Source organism: Streptomyces sp. NPDC048172, from assembly GCF_043202595.1.
In the GTDB taxonomy this organism is placed as follows: Bacteria; Actinomycetota; Actinomycetes; order Streptomycetales; family Streptomycetaceae; genus Streptomyces.
This window is the reverse complement of record NZ_JBIDAT010000005.1, coordinates 51,748-75,194: the sequence shown is the minus strand read 5'-3', so window position 1 is coordinate 75,194 and position 23,447 is coordinate 51,748. Positions and strand designations below refer to the sequence as shown.

The window sequence follows — 23,447 nt, the reverse complement described above, 5'->3', positions numbered from 1 at the left end:
CCCGACGAGGGTGGCACAGTGGGCGGATGACAGAGCCCGAACCCGTGTCCGAGCCCCTGCTGCGCCGTGCCCGTCCGTCCGAGGCCGAGGCCCTGACCGCGCTCACCCGGCGGTCGAAGGCCCACTGGGGCTACCCGCCCGAGGTGCTGGAGCGCCTCCGCGAGCTGCTCTCCGTGAGCGCCGAGGCCATCAGGGACGGCCACGTCGTCGTCGCCGAGCGCGACGGGGTGCTCCTCGGCTACTACCAGCTCGCGGGCGAGCCCCCGGACGGCGAACTGGCCGACATGTTCCTCGACCCCGGCGTCATCGGCACCGGCCTGGGCCGCACGCTGTGGGAGCACGCCGCGCGCTCCGCGCGCGAGGCCGGGCACCGGACGCTCACCTGGGAGTCGGACCCGCACGCCGAGGCGTTCTACCGGCACATGGGCGCCGAGCGCGTCGGCGCGCGCGAGGTCGCGCCCGGCCGCGTCCTGCCGGTGATGCGGGCGGACGTCGACTGACGGCCGCGCGCCCGCACTTGCGAGGGCGTCGCACCTGGTCAGAGGGCGCAGAACGGCAGTAGCCGCAATGGGTTTCGTGTGCCACGGTGGCGTGCCATGGAGGGGCACGAGCACACACACGAGCACAGCGGGCACGGGCACGGCGGCCATCGGCACGGCGGCTGGGGGCGGTTGCGGCACCGTGCCGGGCATGTGCTGAAGCCGCACAGTCACGAGGCCACGGACAAGGTCGACGCCGCGATGGAGACCTCGCGCGAGGGGATGCGTACGCTCTGGATCTCGCTCGCGGTCCTCGGCCTCACCACCGTCGTCCAGGCGCTGATCGTCGCCGTCTCGGGCTCGGTCGCGCTGCTCGGCGACACGGTGCACAACGCCGCCGACGCGCTGACGGCCGTGCCGCTCGGCATCGCCTTCGTCCTCGGCCGCCGCGCGGCCAACCGCCGCTACACGTACGGGTACGGGCGGGCCGAGGACCTCGCCGGAGTGGTGATCGTGGCGACCATCGGCGCCTCGGCGGCGTTCGCCGCGTACGAGGCCGTGGACCGGCTGCTGCACCCGCGCGACGTCACGCACCTGTGGGCCGTGGCCGCGGCGGCGCTCGTGGGCTTCGCCGGGAACGAGTGGGTGGCCCGCCTCCGTATCCGTACGGGCCGCAGGATCGGCTCTGCCGCGCTCGTCGCCGACGGGCTGCACGCGCGCACCGACGGGTTCACCTCGCTGGCCGTCCTGTGCGGCGCCGGGGGCGCGGCGCTCGGCTGGCGGCTCGCCGACCCCGTCGTCGGGCTGCTCATCACGGCCGCCATCCTGTTCGTCCTGCGGGACGCCGCCCGCGAGGTCTACCGGCGCCTGATGGACTCCGTCGACCCGGCGCTCGTCGACGCCGCCGAGGCCGCGCTGCTCGACGTCCCGGGCATCCGCGCGGTCGGGAAGGTGCGGATGCGCTGGATCGGCCACGCGCTCCGGGCCGAGGCCGACATCGTCGTGGACCCCCATCTCACCGTGGTGCGCGCGCACGCCCTCGCCGTCGCCGCCGAGCACGCCCTGATCCACGCCGTGCCCCGGCTGACGGCCGCGACCGTCCACACCGACCACGCCCCGGCCCCCGACGACGACACAGCCGCCGACCCGCACGCCGAACTGGCCCACCACGCCCCGGCGCACTGAGCCGGGGTCACTCCTCGTCCTCGTCCTCGTCGTCCTCCAGGATCGCCTCCGCCGCCTCGCGGACGTCCGGGTGCGGGTCCTGGGTGAGCGGGGTCAGCAGCGCGGTCACGCCGGGCGTGGTCCAGCGGCCGACCGCCCACACCAGCTCCTCGCGGACGCCGGGGTCGGGGTGGGCGGCGAGGGGCGCGAGCCGCGCGAGCGGGCCGCGGCGGCGCATGCCGAACCAGTGCAGGATCTCCCGCAGCGCGGCCGGGTCCCCCGGATCGCCCGCCGCGGCGATCCTGGCGAGGAGGACGCGGACCGGGGGCGGCGGTCCGTCGAGCGGATGCGGGAGCCGTTCGCGCAGGCGCCGCGCGCCGTAACCGCCGCGCACCCGGCAGCCGTAGCAGGTGCAGGGGCGTACGCCGTGCGCGTCCGGCTGGTAGCGCCAGCCTGCGGTCTGCGGGACGCCCCGGATCCGGTGCACCTCGCGGGGGCGTATCGCGCGGGGCACGAACACCTCCCAGCCGCGCGGGTCCTCCAGCGCCGCGATCGTCCGCACCGCCTCGGCCGCCGTGCCGGAGCTCCGGGCCGCCCGGCGCCCGTACGGCCCGACGACCACCGGCTCGGCGTCGTCCAGCCGCACATGGACGGCCACCAGGCCGCCGCCCCGGCTGCCGAAGCGGGCCAGCTCGCGCAGCCATTGGTGGGTGAGTGTGTACGAGCGCAGCACCGGGAAGCAGTACACGCCGCGCCCGCCCTCGCGCCCCTGACTCACGGCGCGGATACCGGACCGGCGCACGCGCGGCGCGTTCGCGGCCGACGTGAGGTGCACGAACATCGCCATGGCCGGATGCTACGGCGTGGCGTAACAGCGTACGGAGACGGCCCGGCCCCCCGGGCCCCACCGCTGCTCGACCGTGTCGAGGAACTCCCAGCCCAGGCGCTCGTACAGCGCCACCGCCGCGGTGTCCTTGGCCACCACCTCCAGCACGGTACGCAGGCCGCGCTCCCGCGCCTCGTCGGCGACCCGCGCCATCAGCAGCGCGCCGATCCCGTGGCCGCGCGCCGCCGGGTCGACGAAGAGGCGCCCGAGGACGGCGACATCACGGAAGTCCACCCCCGCGCCCACGAGCGCCGGTGCCGCGTCGCCCGCGGCAGGGCGGGCCAGCGTCACGTGGCCGACGAGTCGGCCGTCCAGCTCCGCCACCCAGGCGCCGAGCAGGGAGGGCTGGTCGAGCCAGGCGGCGGGGTGCTCGGGCCAGTTGACGGGGTAGCCGTCGCGCGCGTGGACGGCGGCGAGGGCCCGTACGCATCCGTCGAGGTCGTGTGCGGTCCGCGGCCGGACCGTGGGGCAGCTGTTCGTGTGCGTCATCGCGGCATCGAACCACGGCATCGAACCACGGCACGGGGAAAATGCGCGTGCCTCCGCCTGACGGTGCGTGATGGGATCGGACACCATGGATTCCACGCACGACCTGCTCGTCCGGATGGAGCGGAACCTCGCCGAGCACGCCTGCCACCCGCACCGGCACCTGCCGGGCGCGACCGTCGTCGAGACGGACGATCTGCTGATCGCGGACAGCGGGCTCGACGACGACACGTTCAACATCGTCGCCATGGCGCGCTTCGCGCCCGGGGCCGCCGGGGCGCGCGTCGAGGAGACCGTACGGGGCCTCGCCGCGACCGGGCGGCACTTCTCCTGGTGGGTCGGGCCCGCCTCCGAACCGTCCGACCTGTCCGGACGGCTGTCCGCCGCCGGAGCGGAGGCCTCCGAGCAGGAGACGGCGATGTGGGCCGAGCTGACCACCGCGCCGCCACGGGCGTACGCCGCCGGGCTCGACATCCGTCCCGTCACCACCCCCGCGCTGCTCGCCGACTACGCGACCGTACTGGCCGCGAACTGGGACCCGCCCGCCGCCACCGTCCTGGAGTTCTACGAGCGCGCCGCGCCCTGGCTGCTCGCGGAGGAGAGCCCCTCCCGCTTCCTCGTCGGTCACGTGGACGGCCGTCCCGTCGCCTCGGCCGAGGTCGTCCACCACGCGGGGGTCGCCGGGATCTACAACATCTCCACCCTCGCCGCCCACCGCCGCCGCGGCTACGGCGGCGCGCTCACCCTCGCCGCGCTGCACACGGCCCGCGAGCGGAACGCGGGGGAGCGCACCGTCGCCGTCCTCCAGGCCTCGGCCGACGGCGAACCGGTCTACGCCCGCCTCGGGTTCCTCCCCTGCGGCCGCTTCACGGAGCACGCGCTGACCCCCGCCTGACGGAGGGGCCGCGGACCGACGAAAACCGGTGGTCCCGTCCTTTCCCACGCAGGTAGCGTGCTCCGGCCGCTGCCCCCGTGCCGAGGACGTGCCCTTGTACATCCAGTGAGAACACCTGAGCGCTGATCCGTCGCGCGTCGCACCCGCACCCGTGCGCCGCGCTGCTTTTCGCTGCCATTTCTCACTGGAACCGGTGTACTTCCGTGCTCAACACCTGGGCTGTCATGCCCACCTGTCTGCCTGCCGTTCTCCGTCGCTGCCACGCGTGTGCCTCCGGGCGCTTCCGGGCGAGCGGCAAGTTCCGTGTCAACGCGAACGGCAAGCTCCTCGACGTCTGGCTCCTCGCGCGCTGCGCGGGGTGCGGGACGACCGCCAAGTTCACCGTCATGGAACGGGTGAACGTGCGCGCCGTACCGCCCGGTCTCCTGGACCGGCTGCACCACGACGACCCCGGTCTCGTGGCCGAGCTGCTCCAGGACCCGGCCGTCCTGCGGCGCAACCACCTCGTCCTCGACTGGGCGGGCGCCTGGCGCCTCGACACCGGCGGAACGGACCATCTGGACCGCGAGGTGGCCGACATCTCGGTCCGCTTCGCGGCGCGGATACCCGTACGGCCGGTACGGCTGATCGCGGAGGGCTTCGGCCTCTCGCGGGCCGGGACGGAGAGGCTGCTCGCCGAGGGGAAGCTCGTCTCGGCGTTCCGCCTGAGCGGCAAGCTCTCGCACGACTTCACCTTCACGCTCAAACGGTGAGTCCCGCGCCTGTCCCTTCCCGGGAGGGGAGGGACAGGCGCGAACCGGGGTATTGACAGAGGCTGCTGGGCTCACGAACCTGTCAGGGAACGTCCGTAAGACAACGTTGTCAGCGGTCAGTCAGCCGTTCGGAGGCCAGCCTTGGTACGTGCCCGCCGCATCCGCGGTCTCATCGGACTCGCCGTCTCCGCGCTCTGCGCCGGACTGCTCAGCGCGCCGCCACCGGCCGCCGCCGACGCCGACGACGACAGCGGTGGACGTCTGACCGATCTCGTGAACCCGTTCATCGGCACCCGTAACGAGGGCAACACCTTCCCCGGCGCAGCCGTCCCGTTCGGCATGGTGCAGCTCTCCCCGGACACCGGGCACACGACCGGGTACGACTGGGAGGACAAGTCGATCCGCGGCTTCTCCTCCGTCCACCTCTCCGGCGTCGGCTGCGGGCTCGGCGGAGACCTGCCCGTCATGCCCACCACCGGCGACATCACGAGCACGGACAACGAGAAGTACGCGGCGTCCTTCAGCCACGAGAAGGAGAGCGCGTCCCCGGGCTCGTACAAGGTGACGTTCGACGACTACGGCGGTACGTCCGCCGAGCTGACCGCCGGGAAGCGCACGGGCCACCAGCGCTACACGTTCCCGGCGACGGACAAGGCCAACGTCCTGCTCAACACCGGGCAGGCCCTGCACAAGGTCACCAAGAGCACGGTGCGGGTGCTGGACGACCGGACCGTCGAGACCGCCATCACGGGGCGCGGCTTCTGCCAGGACACGCGCGAGTACACGGTCCACACCCGCACCCGCTTCGACCGGCCCATCGAGGCGCACGGCACCTGGAGCGGCGACAAGGTCACGGACGGGAGCGGCAGTTCGACGGGCGGCGGGAAGCGCGGCGCGTACGTCCGCTTCGACACCCGCGACGGCGACCGGGACGTGGAGGCGACGACCTCGCTCTCGTACGTCGACGCGAAGGGCGCGGCCCGCAACCTCGCCTCGGAGGGCGGGCGTTCGTTCGACGCGACCCGGGAGGCGGCGCGCGCCGCGTGGGAGAAGCGGCTCGGACAGGTGCGCGCCGAGGGCGGCAGCGAGGAGCGGCGGCGGGTCTTCTACTCCTCGCTCTACCGCGCCCTGCTGCACCCCAACGTCGGCGAGGACGTGGACGGCCGCTACACCGGCTGGGACGACAAGGTCCACCGTTCGAAGGGCTTCACGTACTACCAGAACTGGTCCCTGTGGGACACCTACCGCACCCAGGCCCAGCTCCTCGCGCTGCTCGCGCCGCAGGAGTCCCGCGACATGGCGCTCTCGCTCCTCAAGGTCGACCAGCAGGGCGGCTGGCTGCCCAAGTGGGGCTACGGCACGGTCGAGACGAACATCATGACGGGCGACCCGGTCACCCCGTTCCTCACCAACGCCTACCGGCAGGGGCTGCTCAAGGGGCACGAGGAGGAGACCTACCGGGCGCTGAAGAAGAACGCCGACGGGGTGCCGCCCGCCGACTCGCCCTACGTCGGCCGGATGGGGAACGAGCAGTACCTCAAGGACGGCTTCGTGCCCTTCCTGCCCGACGGGGAGCGGGAGAAGCCCGGCGACTCCGACTTCGAGCACGGCGCCTCCGCCACCCTTGAATACGCGCTGTCGGACGCGGCGCTCGCCGAGATGGCGCGGGGGCTGGGGCACGGCGACGACGCCGCCCGCTACGCGAAGCGCGCCCAGCACTACCGCGACGTCTTCGACAAGAGCACGGGTTTCTTCCGTGCCCGCGACGGCGAGGGGAAGTTCACGGGCCCGGCTGACCCGGCCAAGAGCAAGGGCTTCCACGAGGGCACGTCCTGGCAGTACATGTGGCTCGTCCCGCAGGACCTGCCCGGCATGATGTCGCTCATCGGCGGCCGTGAGGCCACGGGCAAGCGCCTCGACTCCTTCTTCGCCTACGACAAGCTGCTGAAGGACCCGGAGAAGACGGCCCGCGAGGTGTGGGTCAACGGGCCGTACGACTACTACAACGCGGACAAGTACAACCCGCAGAACGAGCCCGACCTCATCGCCCCGTACACCTATCTCTCCACCGGGCAGCCCTGGAAGACGACCGACGTGACGCACGCCGCGCTCACCCTCTTCACCGACGGGCCCGACGGCGTGACCGGCAACGACGACCTGGGCACCATGTCGTCCTGGATGGTCCTCACGGCCATGGGCGTCTTCCCGGTCTTCCCCGGCACCGACACCTGGGGCCTGTCCACGCCCGCCTTCGAGAAGGTGACGCTCTCGCTGGACCGGCGCTGGTACCCGCGCGGCCACTTCACGGTCGACGCGAAGGGCACCAGCGACAAGGACCGCTACATCCAGTCCGTCTCGCTCGGCGGGCGCGACCTGCCGCGCACCTGGGTCACCACGGACGAACTGCGGCGCGGCGACCTGTCGTTCGAGACCGGTCCGAAGCCGTCCGAGTGGGGAACGGGGGAGGACGCGGCGCCGCCCTCCACCCCGTCCCGCGTGGGCTGAGCCCCGGCGGGCGGCGCAGCTCTCACGTCCACGCGCGCCGCCCGCCGGCCATGCGGCCCTTCCCCGGGCGCAGTACCCTCCGGGGAAGGGCCGGCGTGCTCCCCGCGATGCCTCGCGGGGGTGAACATCCGCCGCCCAGGGGGCACTCGACACGTACGTACGCGCTGCGACAGCGGGAGGGGACGCCGTGCACGAGACGCCGCCCGAGGACACCGGCGAGGACACCGGCGAGGACCCGAACGCGCCGGGATCGTGCGCGCCGGGATCGCGCGCCCTGGAGACGCACCGGGCCCTGGCGTCATGAGCGGGCTGGAGGGCTTACGGGCCGTCGTCCTCGGGACCCGGGGCGTGCTGGTCGAGCCGGCCGAGGTAGCCGTCACGGGCGAGCGCGCGGCCGAGGTGCCGCCCGGCGCCTGGTGGCTGCTGCGGGCGCTGGAGGGCGCGGGGATGCGGCGCGCGGCCGTCGCGCCCGGGCCCGGCGAGCGCGCGCTCCTCGGCCGCGTCGGGGTGGCGGAGCTGCTCGACGCGATCGTGGACGAGGCGGACGTGGCGCGGCTCGGCCCGGCGCCCACCGGAGGCCCCGACGCGCGCCCGTACCAGGAGGCGGCGGCCCGGCTGGGCGTCGTCCCGGGGGACGCGGCGGTGATCGAGGCGACGCCGGAGGGCGTGGCGGCCGGGCGTTCGGGCGGCTTCGGGCTGGTCGTCGGCGTCCGCCCCGCGGGCGGCCCCGCCGCGGCCGACGCGCTGCGCGCGCACGGCGCGCGCCTCGTCATCGGCGATCTCTCCGAACTCCTCGCGCCGAGGGCCCAGGAGGGGTGACGGGCGGGGTGACGGGCGTTCGGGGCGGGGCGTTCGCTGCCTACTGGCAGGTCAGGGGCCGCACGAACCTTGCGGGACCGGGGGGCCAGGCCCAAGCTGTGGCGCATGGATCTGGAGCTGCGGCACCTGAAGGTCATCTGGGCCATCGCGGAAGCGGGCAGCCTCACCCGTGCGGCGACCGGCCTGGGCCTCGCCCAGCCCGCGCTCAGCGCGCAGTTGAAGAGGCTGGAGCGGTCGCTCGGGGGTGAGCTGTTCGTCCGCGGACAGCACGGCGTACGGCCCACGCCCCTGGGTGAACTGGTGCTGGACCGGGCCCGGGTGCTGGTGCCCGCGGTGACCGAGCTCCAGGAGGAGGCGCGCAGGTTCAGCCAGGAGCGCGCCGCCAGCAGCCGGTTACCGCGCTTCCGGCTGGGCGGCACCCACGGGCCGCTGCTCGGCGGGCTGGTGGACCGGCTGGCCACCGAGCACCCCGAGGCGCCGGTCACCACGTACACGACCTGGTCGAACAGCGAGCTGGCCGCGCTGCTCGTGGAGGGCCGTATCGACTACGCGCTCACCGGCGTCTGCGGCGAGAGCCAGCCGCCCTGTTCGGGACGGCTGGTGTGGCGCGAGGTCGCCGTCGACCCGGTCTTCGTGATGCTGCGCGAGGACCATCCGTACGCGGCCCGGGACGAGGTCGCGCTCGGGGACCTCGCGGAGGAGCGCTGGGCGAACGTGCCGGGGGACGGCTGCTTCGCGGAGTGCTTCGCCGCCGCCTGCGCCCGCGTCGGCTTCACCCCGGACGCGGTCTACGAGACGGACACCGCCTCCTGCGTGCACCTGGTGCAGGTGGGGCGCGCGGTGGGGCTGTGCCGGGCGACGTTCCCGCCCTCGCCGGGGATCGAGACCCGGCCGATCGCCGGGTCCCCGCTGATGTGGCGGCACGTCCTGGGCTGGTACCCGGACTCGCCCGCGGCCGAGGCGGGCTCCTCGGCGCTCGACCACGCGCGCGCCGCGCACGAGCAGGCCGCCGCGGCGAGCCCCAGCTACGCGCGCTGGCGCCGCGCCCACCCGCGCGCGTGAGAACGAGGTGGATGGCAGGGACATGTGTCGACAGGGGGCCATAACACGGAAGGAGGGGGCAAGTTGAGAGGTCCAGACCTATAGCGGACGCCGCTACGGTTTCGCCAACCCCCGACGAAGCCAGGGAGACCCCCATGGTCACTTCCGTGAAGCGTGCGACGCGCCGCAGACGCACCGCCACGGCCGCGGCGGCGGCAACCCTCGCCGCAGGCGCACTCGTGGTCGCCGGGCTCACCGGCTCGGCCTCCGCCGGGCCCGGCACTCCGGACCGCTCCTCCGACCGTTCCCCAGCGGCGGAGAACTACTCGCCCGGCCTCATCAAGGCCATGAGCAAGGACCTCGGCCTCACCAAGGACGAGGCCAGGACCCGGCTCGGCAACGAGGCGGACGCGGCGGCCACCGCCGCGCAGCTCCGCAAGGCCCTCGGCGCCAGCTACGCCGGTGCCCGCCTCAGCGGCGACACCGCCAAGAAGCTCACCGTCTCCACCACCGACTCCTCCGAGACCGCCCGGATCACCGAGGCGGGCGCGACCCCCCGCGTGGTCGACCACAGCCTGGCCGACCTGAACGGCGTCAAGAAGGCGCTGGACCGCACGGCCAAGAAGGCCGACACCAAGAAGGCCGACACCAAGAAGGCCGACGCCAAGAACGCCGATGCCAAGGACGTCTCCGTCTGGTACGTGGACGTGAAGGGCAACCGCGTCGTCGTCGAGGCCGCGCGCACCGCCGCCGCGCACTCCTTCCTCGACCGCGCCGGAGTGGACCGCGCCGACGTGGCCGTACGCCACTCGACCGCGAAGCCCCGCCCGTTCTACGACGTCAGGGGCGGCGACGCCTACTACATCGGCAGCGGAAGCCGCTGCTCCGTCGGCTTCTCCGTGACGCGCGGCGGCGGCCAGGGCGGCTTCGTCACCGCGGGCCACTGCGGCAGGGCGGGCGCCACGACCACGGGCTTCAACCGCCAGCCGCAGGGCACCTTCCAGGGCTCCACCTTCCCCGGCTACGACTACGCGTGGGTCGCGGTCAACAGCCAGTGGACGCCCACCCCGAAGGTCAACGGCTACGGGCAGGGCGATGTGACGGTGGCCGGTTCGACCGAGCAGGTCGAGGGCGCCTCGGTCTGCCGCTCCGGCTCGACGACCGGCTGGCACTGCGGCACCATCCAGCAGCGCAACACCAGCGTCACCTATCCCGAGGGCACCATCAACGGCGTGACGCAGACGACCGTGTGCGCCGAACCCGGCGACTCCGGCGGCTCGTACATCTCCGGCAGCCAGGCCCAGGGCGTGACCTCCGGCGGCTCCGGGAACTGCTCGTCCGGCGGCACGACCTTCTTCTTCCCGGTCAACCCCATCCTCCAGGCGTACGGGCTGACGCTCAGCACGCAGGGCGGCGGTCCCACGGACCCGCCGACCGATCCGCCCACCGACCCGCCGAGCACCTGGTCGACGGGGAAGAGCTACAAGATCGGCGACACGGTGCAGCACGGCGGATCCTCGTACCGCTGCATCCAGGCCCACACCTCGCAGCCGGGCTGGGAGCCGCCGAACGTCCCCGCACTCTGGGAACGTTCGTAACCCGCACCCGGACCTGAAACCGCACCTGATCCGCACCACCCCTCCGTCACCGGCCATTCCCATGTGATGGAACACGTTCTACCGTGTGCGCCGCCGCCCGGTGCCCTGTCACCACCGGGCGGCGGCATGGCCGTTCCCGTTCTGCGGGACGGGAAGCCGGAAGAGACGGAGGGACGGACATGTACCTCGACTACACCGAAGGACAGCGGCGCCTCCGCGCCGAACTGCGCGCGTACTTCGCGGACCTCGTCCCCGAGGACGCGCACGCGCGCTTCTCCGAGCCCGCCGCGCAGAAGCGCTTCTACCGCGAGACCGTGCGCCGCCTCGGCGCCGACGGCTGGCTCGGCGTCGGCTGGCCCGCCGAGTACGGCGGGCGCGGGATGTCGCCCATGGAGCAGTTCGTCTTCTTCGACGAGGCCGCGCAGGCGGGCGTCCCCCTCCCGCTGATGGCGCTCAACACCGTCGGCCCCACGATCATGCAGTTCGGCACCGAGGAGCAGAAGGCGTACTTCCTGCCCCGGATCCTCTCCGGCGAGCTGGACTTCGCCATCGGCTACAGCGAGCCCGAGGCGGGCACGGACCTGGCGTCGCTGCGCACGCGGGCCGTTCGCGACGGCGACGTGTACGTCGTCAACGGGCAGAAGATCTGGACCACCAACGGTGACACGGCCGACTGGGTCTGGCTCGCCGTCCGCACCGACCCGGAGGCGAAGCCGCACAAGGGCATCACCCTCCTCCTCGTACCGACGAGCGATCCCGGCTACTCCTGCACCGTGATCAACACCCTCGCCTCGCACGACACCACGGCCAGCTACTACGAGGACATCCGCGTCCCCGTCTCCCGCCGGATCGGCGAGGAGAACCAGGGCTGGCGCCTGATCACCACCCAGCTCAACCACGAACGCGTCACCCTCGCCGCGCACGGCACCATGGCCATCCGCGCCCTGCACGACGTCCGCCGCTGGGCCGCGGACACCAAGCTCGCCGACGGCCGCCGCGTCCTCGACCTCGGCTGGGTCCGCACCCTGCTGGCCCGTACGCACACCCGCCTCGACGCGATGAAGCTGCTCAACTGGCAGATGGTCGACGCCCTCGACAAGGGCACCCTCACCCCGCAGGACGCCTCGGCGGCGAAGGTCTACGGCAGCGAGGCCCGCCGCGACGCCTACGCCTGGCTCATGGAGGCGGTCGGCGCCGCAGGCCCCCTCACCGAGGGCTCGGCGGGCTCAGTCCTCCGCGGCGACCTCGAACGCGGCTACCGCAGCGCGGTCATCTTCACCTTCGGCGGTGGCAACAACGAGATCCAGCGCGAGATCATCTCCTGGATCGGCCTCGGCATGCCACGCGTTCGACGGTGAGGCGGGCGGGCCCGTGAGTCAGCCCTCGGTGCTCTCGCGCGCCCCCCTGGTGAGAGACGGATGCCGGGTCGCGGGGCATACCCACGTCTGGACGAGGCAGCCATACTGGGCAGACAGGGGAGGGACCGGAGCTACGGGGGGCGACACACGCCATGGCGGACAGCACCCTGATCCAGGGCCGTTACAGGCTGCTCGACCTCATCGGGCGCGGGGGGATGGGAGAGGTGTGGCGTTCCCGCGACGAGTCGCTGGGCAGGCGCGTCGCGGTGAAGTGCCTGAAGCCGCAGAACGCGCAGGGGGAGGGCTCGTTCATGCGGGTGCTGCGCGAGCGGTTCCGGCGTGAGGCGCGGGTCGCCGCCGCGCTCCAGCACCGGGGCGTGACCGTCGTCCACGACTTCGGCGAGCACGAGGGGCTGCTCTATCTCGTGATGGAGCTGCTGGAGGGCCGTAACCTCAGCCAGGCGCTGGAGGACAACAAGCAGCACCCGCTGCCCGTGCCCGAGGTCGTCGACATCGCGGAACAGGTGGCCTCGGCCCTCGCGTACACCCACGAGCAGGGCATCGTGCACCGCGACCTGAAGCCCGCCAACGTGATGCGCACGGCCGACGGCACCGTCAAGATCTGCGACTTCGGCATCGCGCGCCTCGGCCACGACATCGGCTTCACCTCGAAGCTGACCGGCACCGGCATCGCCATGGGCACGCCGCACTACATGTCGCCGGAGCAGATCGCGGGCACCGCCGTCGACCACCGCAGCGACCTGTACTCGCTGGGGTGCGTGCTGTACGAGCTGGCGACCGGTGTCCCGCCCTTCGACCACGGGGACGCCTGGGCGGTGCTCGTCGGGCACCGCGACACCCCGCCGGAGCCGCCGCGCACCCACCGCCCCGAGCTGCCGGGGCCGTTGGAGCGCGCCATTCTGCAGCTGCTGGAGAAGGACCCGGAGGCACGTCCGTACAGCGCGGCCGAGCTGGGCGGGGAGCTGGCGGAGGCGCGCGGCGCGGTGCCGGGCGCCGTCCCGGGCGCGGGCCCGGGCGCCGGTCCGCCGCCCGGCGGGATGTACGCGAGCGCGCCGCCGCGCCTCGTGCCGCGGCCCTCGCCCCACCTCACGCCGCCCGCCGTCCCGGCCGGGCTGCCGTCCTGGTCGTGGGGGATCAGCGGCGGCTCGCGCGCCAGCGGCTCCTGGGGTCTGGGCCTGGGGCTGGGGCTGGGCCCCGGGGCCTCGCCGGACGACGGGGGAACGCCGCCGGACCTCACCGGCCGCTGGACCCCGGCGACGGGTGCGGAGGCGAACGGTGACGGGCCGCCGCGGCCCGCACCGTCCTCACCCCCGCCCGAGCCCCGGCGCTCCACCCCGCCGCCCGAGCTGGTGGCCGTCCTGGCCAGCAGACACAACGCGGGGCTCAGCCTGGGGCGGCTCGGCCGCTGGGAGGAGGCCCGTGAGGTGCATCTGTCGGTCGCCGACGAGCGCGCCGTGTGCCTCGGGCCCGATCACCCCGACGCGCTCGCCAGCCGTTACGAACTGGGCTTCACCCTCAGCCGCCTGGGCCGCCACGCCGAGGCGCTGACGGCGTACGAGCGGGTGGCCGAGGGCCGCGCGGCCGGGCTCGGCCCCGAGCACGCCGACACCCTCGCGGCGCGGCAGGAGTCGGCGTACGTGCTGGGGCAGCTCGGGCGGCACACCGAGGCGCACCGGACGTACACCGAGGTGCTGGAGGTCCGCGAGCGCACCATGGGCGCCGACCACCCCGACACCCTGCGCTGCCGCCACAACCTCGCCTTCAACCTGAGCAGGCTCGGGCGGCTGGAGGAGTCGTACCGGATGGCCGACGAGGTCGCGACGGCGCGTACCCGCGTGCTGGGCCCCGACGACCCCGACACGCTCGTCACGCGGTACGAGGTGGCGTACGCGCTGGGGCGGCTGGACCGCTGGGACGAGGCGCTCACGGAGTACCGGGAGATCGCGGAGGCGCGCGCCCGGATCCTCGGCCCCGACCACCCCGACACGCTCGCCGCGCGGTACGAGACGGGCATCTGCCTGGGCCGGCTGGGCCGCTGGGCCGAGGCGCTCGACCTGTACCGCGAGCTGACCGCCGCGCGCTCGCGCGCCCAGGGCCCCGCCGACCCCGAGACGCTCCGCGCCCGGCACGGCCTCGGCGTCAACCTGGGGCGGCTCGGGCGCTGGCCCGAGGCGCTGGCGGAGGCCCGCGAGGTCTGCGCCGTACGGGAACGGGTGCTCGGGCCCGATCACCCCGACACCCTGGTCAGCAGGCGCGAGATCGCGGTCGGCCTCGGCTGGCTGGGCCGCTGGTCGGAGGCGCTGGAGGTCTACCGGCACGTGGCGGCCGTACGGGAACGCGTGCTCAGCCCCGACCACCCGGACACCCTCGCCAGCAGGAACGACGAGGCGCACTGCCTGGAGCAGCTCGGCCGCTCCGGGGAGGCCGCCGAGGTCTACCGGGAGGTCGCGGCGTCCCGCCGGGGCTGACCGCGGGCCCGCCGGTTGCACGGCCCGGTGGCACGGCCCGGTGGCACGGCCCGGGGCACGGCTCCAAGAAATCTGACGCAGCATCAGAAAGTGTCTTCCCTCCGCCGCCCCGCTGCGGCATCCTGCGCCCCATGCAGACGGAGCTGAGCAGCCGACTGGGCGTCGAGCACGCCGTCTTCGGCTTCACGCCGTTCCCCGCCGTGGCCGCCGCGCTCACCCGCGCCGGGGGCTTCGGCGTGCTCGGCGCGGTGCGGTACACGTCCCCCGACGAACTCAGGCGCGACCTGGACTGGATGGAGGCGCACACCGACGGACTCCCGTACGGCCTCGACGTCGTCATGCCCGCCAAGAAGGTCGAGGGCGTGACCGAGGCCGATGTCGAGGCGATGATCCCCGAGGCCCACCGCCAGTACGTCCGCGAGACCCTCGCCAAGCACGGCGTGCCCGAGATGCCCGAGGGCGAGGAGGGCGGCTGGCGCATCACCGGGTGGATGGAGAACGTCGCCCGCACGCAGCTCGACGTCGCCTTCGACTACCCCGTCAAGCTGCTGGCCAACGCGCTCGGCCCGCCCCCGCCGGACGTCGTCGCGCGCGCCCACGAGCGGGGGATCCCCGTCGCCGCGCTCGCCGGGAGCGCCCGCCACGCGCGGCGGCACCAGGAGGCCGGGATCGACATCGTGGTCGCCCAGGGGTACGAGGCGGGCGGCCACACCGGGGAGATCGCGACGATGGTGCTCACCCCCGAGGTCGTACGCGCCGTCGACCCGCTGCCCGTGCTCGCGGCGGGCGGCATCGGAAGCGGCGAACAGCTCGCCGCGGCCCTCGCGCTGGGCGCCCAGGGCGGCTGGCTCGGCTCCGTCTGGCTCACGACGGTCGAGGCCGAGATGCACTCGCGTGCCCTCACCCGGAAGCTGCTGGCCGCCGGTTCCGGGGACACGGTCCGCTCGCGCGCACTGACGGGCAAGCCCGCGCGGCAGCTCCGTACGGAGTGGACGGACGCCTGGGACGACCCCGAGGGCCCCGGCACCCTGCCGATGCCGCTCCAGGGGCTGCTGGTCGCGGAGGCCAACTCCCGCATCCAGCGCTGGGAGGTCGAGCCGCTCCTGGGGACGCCGGTCGGGCAGATCGTCGGTGCGATGAATTCCGAGCGGACCGTACGGGAGGTCCTCGACGAGTTGACCCGGGGTTTCGAGCGGGCCGTTTCCCGACTGGGCCGGATCGCCGGGGGCGGGTGAGCGTTGCCGGGGGCGGCTGAGGGCTCGGGGGTGCGCGGCGTTGCCGGGGGCGGCCGAGAGTTCGGGGGTGCGCGAGCACTGCCGGGTGCGGCTTCGCTGTGGCTGGTCGCGCAGTTCCCCGCGCCCCTGACGGGGCACCTGCGCTGCTCCCTCCCGCTGTGCTTGGGAGGTCTGCGCCAGAGGCGCAGGGCTGGCAAGCGCAGCCTCCTGCTCCGGGCACGGCAGCACCAGAGGCCCGCCCCCTGGGGGCAAGGCACACCCATTGGCGAGAGGAGAAGTCATGGCGGAGGCACCCAACGGGTTCTGGGCGCAGGCCCAGGTGGACCCGGAGCGGATCGTCCTGATCGCGCCCGGCGGTGAGGAATGGACCGCCGGGCGCCTGCACGGCGCCTGCAACCGGCTCGTCGGCGGACTCCGCGAAGCGGGACTGCGCGAGGGGGACGCGTTCGCCGTCGTGCTGCCCAACGGGCCCGAGCTCCTGACGGCCTATCTGGCCGCCTCCCAGGCCGGGTTCTACATGGTGCCGGTCAACCACCACCTCGTCGCGCCCGAGATCGCCTGGATCGTGGCCGACTCCGGCGCCAAGGTCCTCCTCGCGCACGAGCGGTACGCCGACGTGGCCCGCGATGCCGCCGACGAGGCCGGACTGCCCGCCGAGCGGCGGTACGCGGCAGGAGACGCCGACGGCTTCCGGCCGTACGAGGAGCTGCTGCGGGGGCAGTCGGAGGCGCCGCCCGGCGGACGTACCAGCGGCTGGGTCATGAACTACACCTCGGGGACGACGGGCCGCCCGCGCGGCATCCGGCGCCCGCTCTCCGGCAAGCGGCCCGAGGAGACGTACCTCGGCGGCTTCCTCGCGATCTTCGGCATCCGGCCCTTCGACGGCAACGTCCACCTCGTCTGCTCGCCGCTGTACCACACGGCCGTCCTCCAGTTCGCGGGCGCGGCCCTGCACATCGGGCACCGGCTCGTGGTGATGGACAAGTGGCTGCCGGAGGAGATGCTGCGGCTCATCGACGCGTACGGGTGCACGCACACGCACATGGTGCCGACCCAGTTCCACCGGCTCCTCGCGCTGCCCGAGGAGACGCGGAGCGCGTACGACGTCTCGTCCATGCGGCACGCCATCCACGGCGCCGCGCCCTGCCCCGACCATGTGAAACGGGCGATGATCGACTGGTGGGGCGGCTGCGTCGAGGAGTACTACGCGGCGAGCGAGGGCGGCGGCGCCTTCGCGACGGCCGAGGACTGGCTCAAGAAGCCCGGCACCGTGGGCAGGCCGTGGCCCATCAGCGAGCTGGCCGTCTTCGACGACGAGGGCACCAGGCTGCCGCCGGGCGAGCTGGGCACCGTCTACATGAAGATGAGCACCGGCGGCTTCGCGTACCACAAGGACGAGGGCAAGACCCGGGCCAACCGCATCGGGGACTTCTTCACGGTCGGGGACCTCGGCTATCTGGACGAGGACGGCTATCTCTTCCTCCGCGACCGCAAGATCGACATGATCATCTCCGGCGGCGTGAACATCTACCCCGCCGAGATCGAGTCGGCCCTGCTCACCCATCCGGCCGTGGCCGACGCCGCCGCTTTCGGGGTGCCGCACGACGACTGGGGCGAGGAGGTCAAGGCCGTCGTGGAGGCCGCGCCCGGGCACGGGCCCGGGGAGGCGCTGGCCCAGGAGATCCTGGACCATTGCGCGCGGCACCTCGCCCGCTACAAGTGCCCCAGGTCCGTCGACTTCGTGCCCGAGATGCCCCGCGACCCCAATGGCAAGCTCTACAAGCGCCGGCTCCGCGAGCCGTACTGGAACGGGCGCGAACGGGCACTCTGACCCCCGCTGAACTGCGCCGATGCCGCTCCGGCCGGAACTTTGCGCAACGGAAACCTCCGGACACTTCTCACGTGCACACCGCCCCGCCATGATGATCGACTGGTAGTTGTCATACCAGCAACAACACCGGCATCAACTGCAACAACGGCAGGAAGAGGAACCATGGCCGGGCTGTGGAGCGGGAGCGGCGTGCTGCGCCGCAAACCGATCGAGCACATCGAGGAAGCCGAGGGAGGCGCGGGCGAACAGCTCTCCCGTTCCCTCGGGCTGAGGCACCTGACCGCCATCGGCGTCGGCGGCATCATCGGCGCGGGCGTCTTCACCCTGGCGGGGACGGTCGCCAACGGCAAGGCCGGACCCGCGGTCCTGATCTCCTTCCTCATCGCGGGCCTCGCCAGCGCCTGCGCCGCGCTCTCCTACGCGGAGTTCGCCGGGCTCATCCCGAAGGCGGGCTCCGCCTACACGTACGGCTACGCGGTGCTCGGCGAGATCGGCGGCTGGTTCATCGGCTGGGACCTGCTGCTGGAGTACACGGCCATCGTGGCGGTGGTCGCGATCGGCATCTCCGGCTACTTCTCCTTCCTGATGGAGGAGATGAGCGTCGAGCTGCCGAAGTGGATGCTGGGAGCCCCCGGCACGGGCGGCGGCCACAAGGTCGACCTCTTCGCCATGGTGCTGTGCCTGCTGATCGCCTTCGCCCTCACCCGGGGCGTCAAGAGCGCGGCCCGCTTCGAGCTGGTCGTGGTGGTCATCAAGGTCGCCATCGTGCTGCTCGTCATCGGCGTCGGCGTCTTCCACATCAAGACCGGCAACTACGAGCCGTTCTTCCCCTTCGGCGTCTCCGGAGCCTTCACGGGCGCCGCGACCGTCTTCTTCGCCGTCTTCGGCTACGACGCGATGAGCACGGCCGCCGAGGAGTCCAAGGACGCCCAGAAGCACATGCCGAAGGCGATCATCTACTCGCTGGTGATCTCGATGGTGCTCTACGTCCTGTGCTGCCTGGTCCTCACCGGCATGCAGGACTACAAGGACATCGACCCGGAGAGCGGCTTCTCCACCGCGTTCAAGGCGGCCGGGCTGAGCGGCGTCGCGGACGTCATCGCGGTCGGCGCGATCGTCGGCATCCTCACGGTGATGTTCACCTTCATGATGGGCGTCACCCGCGTCTGGTTCGCGATGAGCCGGGACGGGCTGCTGCCCAAGTGGTTCGCGAAGACCCACCCGGTGCGGAAGGTGCCCACCCGTGTCACCTGGATCGTCGGCGCCGGCTCCGCGCTGATCGCGGGCTTCCTCCCGATCGAGGAGGCGGCCGAGATGACCAACATCGGCATCCTGCTCGCCTTCGTGGTCGTCTGCGTCGCCGTCATCGTGCTGCGCTACCGCCAGCCCGACCTGCCGCGCAAGTTCCGCTGCCCCGGCATGCCGGTCGTGCCGATCCTCGGCGTGGTCTTCTCCATCTGGCTGACGACGTACCTCACCTGGGAGACCTGGATGCGGTTCGGCGTCTGGTTCCTGATCGGCCTCGTCGTCTACTTCGGGTACTCCTACCGCCGCTCCGAGATGGCCAAGCAGGGTGCCGTCCCGAAGGACTCAGCCGAGAGCGAAGACGCCCTCAAGAAGGACGCTCCCGGGGAGTAACGTCCCCCGCATGAGCGGAAACGCAAGCGGAACCGGTGGAGCCAGTGGAACCAAGGCCGTCCGCACGGACGGCGGGCGGCTCGTCTACCGCGCCTGGGGCGCGGAGGCGGGCCGCCCCGTCGTGCTGCTGCACGCGCTCGGCGAGGACGGTGAGGACTGGCGCGGCCCGCTGATCTCCCAGCTCGCCGCCGACCACCCGATCTACGCCCTCGATCTGCGCGGCCACGGCGACAGCGACTGGCCGGGGGACTACGCGCTGGCGCGGTTCCGCGAGGACCTGCTGGCCTTCCTCGACGCGCTCGCCATCGACCGCGCCATCCTCGTCGGGCACTCCTTCGGCTCGTTCGTCGCCTACCTCTTCGCGCAGGACCACGGCGAGCGCGTGGAGCGGCTCGTCCTGGAGGAGACGGGCGTCATGCGCCCGCCCCGGGAGCCCCGTCCGCTGCCCGAACGGCCGCCGGGGGAGCCCCGGTTCGACTGGGAGGTCGTCGTGCAGTGGTGCGCGCAGCGCAACGCGCCCGACCCCGCCTGGTGGGACCGGCTGCCCGAGATCACGGCCCCCACGCTGCTCATCGGCGGCGGCGAGACCAGCCACCTGCCGCAGGAGGACCTGGTCACCATGGCCGAGCGCCTGCCGGACGCCCGCCTCGTCACGATCGACGGCGGCGGCCACCTCGTCCACGAGGACCGCCCGAAGGAGTTCGCGACTGCGGTGGTGTCGTTCCTGGCCGAGTCCGCGTAGGCACGGGCAGCACCGGCGGCGGCGTGCCGTCCTCCCGCAGGCAGCGCAGCGCCTCCGCCGCCGCCATCCGCCCGGCACGCGCGAAGGTGGCCGGGTTCGAGTCGATCAGATGGGTCCGCGCGGCGGTGAGCCGGATCCGGAACCCGGTCCGGGGGAGCGGCGTCGCGTCGTCGCCGCAGAGGGCGTCGAGGACGCCCTGCTCGTAGGCGTCGGCCAGCTCGCGCTCCAGGAGCTCCCCGGACTCCCCCTCGGGGACCTCGCAGACGAAGTCGTACGCCAGTCCGCTGCCCTCCGGGAGCGGTTCGAAGTCGGCCGTGGCGACCGCGAACACGCCGCACGCCGACGTCGTGACCAGCCTGACGTGCACCCCGCGCACGGCCCGCGCGGCGGGTGGCGGCGGCGTTCCGGTCAGCAGCGGGCGCGCGGGAGCGCGGCGGTGGAAGCGGCGCGAGAACTCGTGCGCGGCCCGCCGCCCCGCCCACGCGAAGCCGTCCGCGCTGGACGAGCCCTCGCGCCACGCGGCCTCCCGCAGCCGCACCCGCAGTGCGAACGGCGGCCTGCCGTTGAACGACCAGGCGCGGAGCTGCCCGAGCACCCCGTCCCCGTACGCCGCGGCGAAGGCAGGCGGAAGCGCGCCGTCCGGCACGTCGCCGGTGAAGACCAGCGGCCCGCCGTCCGCCACGGGCAGCGGCTCGAAGTCGGCGGTGGCCAGCGCGTACGGCCGGTGCCCGCCCTCGTCGGAGAGCCGCACCTGCACGTCCCGCACGGCACGCTTCAGCGCGCGGGGATACTCCTGGACACCGGGCATACGGGGACCCTACGTGCCGGATGCGCTCAGCCCCGTCGCCCCCGTCGCCTCCTCCGCCCCCGCCGCCGTCGCCTCCGCCGCCGCCGTGGCGACCTCGCGGGCCCAGCGGTAGTCGGCCTTGCCGCTGGGGGAGCGCTGGATCTCCTCCGTGACCACGACCGTACGGGGGACCTTGTACCCGGCGAGGCGGGCGCGGCAGTGGTCGCGCACCGCGTCCTGCGAGAGCGGCCCGGCGCCGGGGCGTGGCTGCACGACGGCCGCGACGCTGCTGCCCCAGCGGGCGTGCGGGACGCCCGCGACGAGCGCGTCGTAGACGTCGGGGTGGGCCTTGAGCGCCTCCTCGACCTCCTCCGGATAGACCTTCTCGCCGCCCGTGTTGATGCACTGGGAGCCGCGGCCCAGGACGGTGACGACCCCGTCCTCGTCGACCGTCGCCATGTCGCCGAGCAGCACCCAGCGGGCGCCGTCGGCCTCGAAGAAGGTCTCGGCGGTCTTGGCCGGGTCGTTGTAGTAGCCCAGCGGGACGTGGCCGCGCAGCGCGACGCGGCCGATCTCGCCGGGCGGGACGGGGCGGTGCGTGGCCGGGTCGACCACGGCCGTACCGGCGTTGACGGTGATGCGGAAGCCCTTGGCGGGACCCGAGTCGGCGGTCGCGGTGCCGTTGAAGCCGGACTCGGAGGAGCCGAAGCTGTTGATGAGCGCGGTGTGCGGCGCCAGCTCCGTGAACTGCGCGCGCACCGTCTCCGAGAGGACGGCGCCGGAGCTGGAGACCGCCAGTAACGAGGAGCAGTCGGTGCCCTTCAGCGGCCCGGACAGCGCGTCGATCAGCGGGCGCAGCATCGCGTCGCCGACGAGCGACACCGCCGTGACCTTCTCCCGCTCGACGGTGCGCAGCACCTCCTCGGGCACGAACTTCCGGTGGATGACGACCCGCTGCCCGTAGTTGAGCCCGATGAAGAGCGTGAGCGTGGCCGTGCCGTGCATCAGCGGGGGAGTGGGGAAGAAGACCAGCCCCTCACCCCCGGCGGCCACCCGCTCCGCCAGCTCCTCGGGGCGGGAGACGGGCTCGCCGGTGGGCGCGCCGCCGCCGAGCCCGGAGAAGAACAGGTCCTCGGCGCGCCACATAACGCCCTTGGGCATCCCGGTCGTACCGCCCGTGTAGATCACGAACAGGTCGTCGGCCGAGCGCGGTCCGAAGCCGCGCAGCGGCGACCCCGCCGCCTCGGCCTCGGCGAACGGTACGGGGGCGAGCTCCGGCTCCGGCGCCCCGGCGGGCGGAGTGCCGACCCGGACGAGGTGGCGCAGCTTCTCCGTGCGGGGCAGCGCCCGCGCGACCCGCTCGGTGAACTCGGCGTCGAAGACGAGCCCGGCGAGGTCGGCGTCCCGGTAGAGGTAGACCAGCTCGTCGGCGACGTAGCGGTAGTTGACGTTGACCGGGACCGCGCGGATCTTGAGGCAGGCCAGCAGCGTCTGCACGTACTCGACGCCGTTGTAGAGGTGCAGGCCCACATGGTCGCCGGGCGCGATGCCGCTCTCCGCCAGGTGGTGGGCGAGGCGGTTGGCGGCGCGGTCCAGCTCCCCGTAGGTCAGGCGGCGTTCGGCACCGGTGCCCGGGTGGTCCACGTACACCAGCGCCTCGCGGGCGGGGACGGTGTCGGCGATCGACTCGAACAGGTCGGCAAGGTTGTACTCCACGGCACTCCTCCACAACCGGCGGTGGCGGTCATCAGAGCACCGGGGGCCGGAGGGGGGAAGGGCCGCGGCAGAAGAAATCTGACTGGCTGTCAGAAAGCTCTTGCGGTCCCCGTGCCGCTACTGCAACCTGTTCCAGATCCGGAGGGTCCGGAGCGTCCGGAAGGTCCGGAGACAGGAGGTCCCCGCCATGGGCGGCACGGAGCATCTGAACCTGGAACGCGTGGGCGCCACCCTCGTCCTCACCCTCAACCGCCCCGAGGCGAAGAACGCCCTGTCGCTGCCGATGCTCGTCGGCCTCTACGACGGCTGGCTGGAGGCCGACGCGGACGACACGGTCCGCTCGGTCGTGCTGACCGGCGCGGGCGGCGCGTTCTGCGCGGGCATGGACCTCAAGGCCCTCGCGGGCGACGGCATGGCGGGCGAGGAGCACCGCGAACGGATGCGCGAGGACCCCGATCTGCACTGGAAGGCGATGCTCCGCCACCACCGCCCCCGCAAGCCGGTCATCGCCGCCGTCGAGGGTCCCTGCGTGGCGGGCGGCACGGAGATCCTCCAGGGCACCGACATCCGCGTCGCCGCCGAGAGCGCGGTCTTCGGGCTGTACGAGGTGCGCCGCGGGCTCTTCCCCATCGGCGGCTCCACCGTCCGCCTCCCGCGCCAGATCCCCCGCACCCACGCCCTGGAGATGCTGCTCACCGGCCGCCCCTACCCCGCCGAGGAGGCCGCCCGCATCGGCCTCGTCGGCCATGTCGTGCCCGACGGCACGGCGCGGGAGAAGGCCCTGGAGATCGCCGAACGGATCAACGCCTGCGGCCCGCTGGCCGTCGAGGCGGTCAAGGCGTCCGTCTACGAGACGGCCGGAATGCCGGAACCGGAAGCCCTCGCCTCCGAACTCGAAAGGGGCTGGCCGGTCTTCGACACGGCCGACGCCAAGGAGGGCGCCCGCGCCTTCAAGGAGAAGCGCGCCCCGGAGTTCCGGCGCGCGTGACGTGGGCCCGCCGCGACCCGCCGCGACCCGCCGCGAAA

At 73.3% G+C, this 23,447-nt stretch carries 19 protein-coding genes; 15 read left to right on the top strand and 4 right to left on the bottom strand.

The window, feature by feature from the left end; translation table 11 throughout:
- Nucleotides 1–26: 26 nt before the first annotated feature.
- Together ACGF3A_RS22100 and ACGF3A_RS22095 are read left to right on the top strand one after the other, a co-directional pair.
- Nucleotides 27–500, top strand: coding sequence for a GNAT family N-acetyltransferase (locus ACGF3A_RS22100; RefSeq protein ID WP_393731973.1), 474 nt, complete (start codon nucleotides 27–29; stop codon nucleotides 498–500).
- A gap of 96 nt (nucleotides 501–596) precedes the next feature.
- Nucleotides 597–1,664, top strand: coding sequence for a cation diffusion facilitator family transporter (locus tag ACGF3A_RS22095; protein WP_393731972.1), 1,068 nt, complete (start codon nucleotides 597–599; stop codon nucleotides 1,662–1,664).
- 7 nt (nucleotides 1,665–1,671) lie between these two features.
- On the opposite strand, the gene ACGF3A_RS22090 is transcribed toward ACGF3A_RS22095, so the two are convergent.
- Together ACGF3A_RS22090 and ACGF3A_RS22085 are read right to left on the bottom strand one after the other, a co-directional pair.
- Nucleotides 1,672–2,490 (bottom strand): HEAT repeat domain-containing protein, encoded by an 819-nt coding sequence (locus ACGF3A_RS22090; protein WP_393731971.1) that lies wholly within the window; start codon nucleotides 2,488–2,490, stop codon nucleotides 1,672–1,674.
- 9 nt (nucleotides 2,491–2,499) lie between these two features.
- A complete protein-coding gene (locus ACGF3A_RS22085; protein ID WP_393731970.1) occupies nucleotides 2,500–3,018 on the bottom strand; it encodes a GNAT family N-acetyltransferase in 519 nt (172 codons plus the stop codon).
- 115 nt (nucleotides 3,019–3,133) lie between these two features.
- On the opposite strand from ACGF3A_RS22085, the gene ACGF3A_RS22080 reads away from it, so the two are divergent.
- From ACGF3A_RS22080 to ACGF3A_RS22025, 12 genes are all read left to right on the top strand, one after another.
- On the top strand, nucleotides 3,134–3,910 hold the full coding sequence (locus tag ACGF3A_RS22080; RefSeq protein WP_393732630.1) for a GNAT family N-acetyltransferase: 777 nt from the start codon (nucleotides 3,134–3,136) through the stop codon (nucleotides 3,908–3,910).
- Nucleotides 3,911–4,134: 224 nt separating this feature from the next.
- Nucleotides 4,135–4,662, top strand: a complete 528-nt coding sequence (locus ACGF3A_RS22075; RefSeq protein ID WP_393731969.1) for a DUF1062 domain-containing protein — start codon at nucleotides 4,135–4,137, stop codon at nucleotides 4,660–4,662.
- A gap of 141 nt (nucleotides 4,663–4,803) precedes the next feature.
- Entirely contained in the window at nucleotides 4,804–7,167 is a 2,364-nt protein-coding gene (locus tag ACGF3A_RS22070; RefSeq protein WP_393731968.1) for a GH92 family glycosyl hydrolase, read from the top strand.
- A 300-nt stretch (nucleotides 7,168–7,467) separates the two neighbouring features.
- A complete protein-coding gene (locus ACGF3A_RS22065) occupies nucleotides 7,468–7,986 on the top strand; it encodes a hypothetical protein (RefSeq protein WP_393731967.1) in 519 nt (172 codons plus the stop codon).
- Nucleotides 7,987–8,091: 105 nt separating this feature from the next.
- Nucleotides 8,092–9,048, top strand: coding sequence for a LysR family transcriptional regulator (locus ACGF3A_RS22060; RefSeq protein ID WP_393731966.1), 957 nt, complete (start codon nucleotides 8,092–8,094; stop codon nucleotides 9,046–9,048).
- Between the two features lie 134 nt (nucleotides 9,049–9,182).
- Complete coding sequence (locus tag ACGF3A_RS22055) at nucleotides 9,183–10,625, top strand: carbohydrate-binding protein (protein WP_393731965.1); 1,443 nt, start codon at nucleotides 9,183–9,185, stop codon at nucleotides 10,623–10,625.
- 179 nt (nucleotides 10,626–10,804) lie between these two features.
- Nucleotides 10,805–11,983: an acyl-CoA dehydrogenase family protein gene (locus ACGF3A_RS22050; RefSeq protein WP_393731964.1), complete on the top strand. Its 1,179-nt coding sequence runs from the start codon at nucleotides 10,805–10,807 to the stop codon at nucleotides 11,981–11,983.
- Between the two features lie 152 nt (nucleotides 11,984–12,135).
- Nucleotides 12,136–14,472, top strand: coding sequence for a tetratricopeptide repeat protein (locus ACGF3A_RS22045; RefSeq protein ID WP_393731963.1), 2,337 nt, complete (start codon nucleotides 12,136–12,138; stop codon nucleotides 14,470–14,472).
- A gap of 131 nt (nucleotides 14,473–14,603) precedes the next feature.
- On the top strand, nucleotides 14,604–15,707 hold the full coding sequence (locus tag ACGF3A_RS22040) for an NAD(P)H-dependent flavin oxidoreductase (protein ID WP_393731962.1): 1,104 nt from the start codon (nucleotides 14,604–14,606) through the stop codon (nucleotides 15,705–15,707).
- Nucleotides 15,708–15,987: 280 nt separating this feature from the next.
- On the top strand, nucleotides 15,988–17,538 hold the full coding sequence (locus ACGF3A_RS22035) for an acyl-CoA synthetase (RefSeq protein WP_393731961.1): 1,551 nt from the start codon (nucleotides 15,988–15,990) through the stop codon (nucleotides 17,536–17,538).
- A gap of 162 nt (nucleotides 17,539–17,700) precedes the next feature.
- Nucleotides 17,701–19,176 (top strand): amino acid permease, encoded by a 1,476-nt coding sequence (locus ACGF3A_RS22030; RefSeq protein ID WP_393731960.1) that lies wholly within the window; start codon nucleotides 17,701–17,703, stop codon nucleotides 19,174–19,176.
- Between the two features lie 10 nt (nucleotides 19,177–19,186).
- The gene (locus tag ACGF3A_RS22025) at nucleotides 19,187–19,918 is read left to right on the top strand and encodes an alpha/beta fold hydrolase (protein ID WP_393731959.1); all 732 of its coding nucleotides are present in this window, start codon (nucleotides 19,187–19,189) and stop codon (nucleotides 19,916–19,918) included.
- Here the strand turns inward: ACGF3A_RS22025 and ACGF3A_RS22020 are convergent.
- Together ACGF3A_RS22020 and ACGF3A_RS22015 are read right to left on the bottom strand one after the other, a co-directional pair.
- Nucleotides 19,827–20,726 (bottom strand): hypothetical protein, encoded by a 900-nt coding sequence (locus tag ACGF3A_RS22020; RefSeq protein WP_393731958.1) that lies wholly within the window; start codon nucleotides 20,724–20,726, stop codon nucleotides 19,827–19,829. The genes ACGF3A_RS22025 and ACGF3A_RS22020 overlap by 92 nt on opposite strands.
- Nucleotides 20,727–20,735: 9 nt before the next feature.
- Entirely contained in the window at nucleotides 20,736–22,421 is a 1,686-nt protein-coding gene (locus ACGF3A_RS22015; protein WP_393731957.1) for an acyl-CoA synthetase, read from the bottom strand.
- A gap of 187 nt (nucleotides 22,422–22,608) precedes the next feature.
- Between ACGF3A_RS22015 and ACGF3A_RS22010 the strand changes: the two genes are divergently transcribed.
- Nucleotides 22,609–23,409 carry a crotonase/enoyl-CoA hydratase family protein gene (locus tag ACGF3A_RS22010; RefSeq protein ID WP_393731956.1) on the top strand — a complete coding sequence of 267 codons (801 nt, stop codon included), beginning with the start codon at nucleotides 22,609–22,611 and terminating at the stop codon, nucleotides 23,407–23,409.
- Nucleotides 23,410–23,447: the final 38 nt, after the last annotated feature.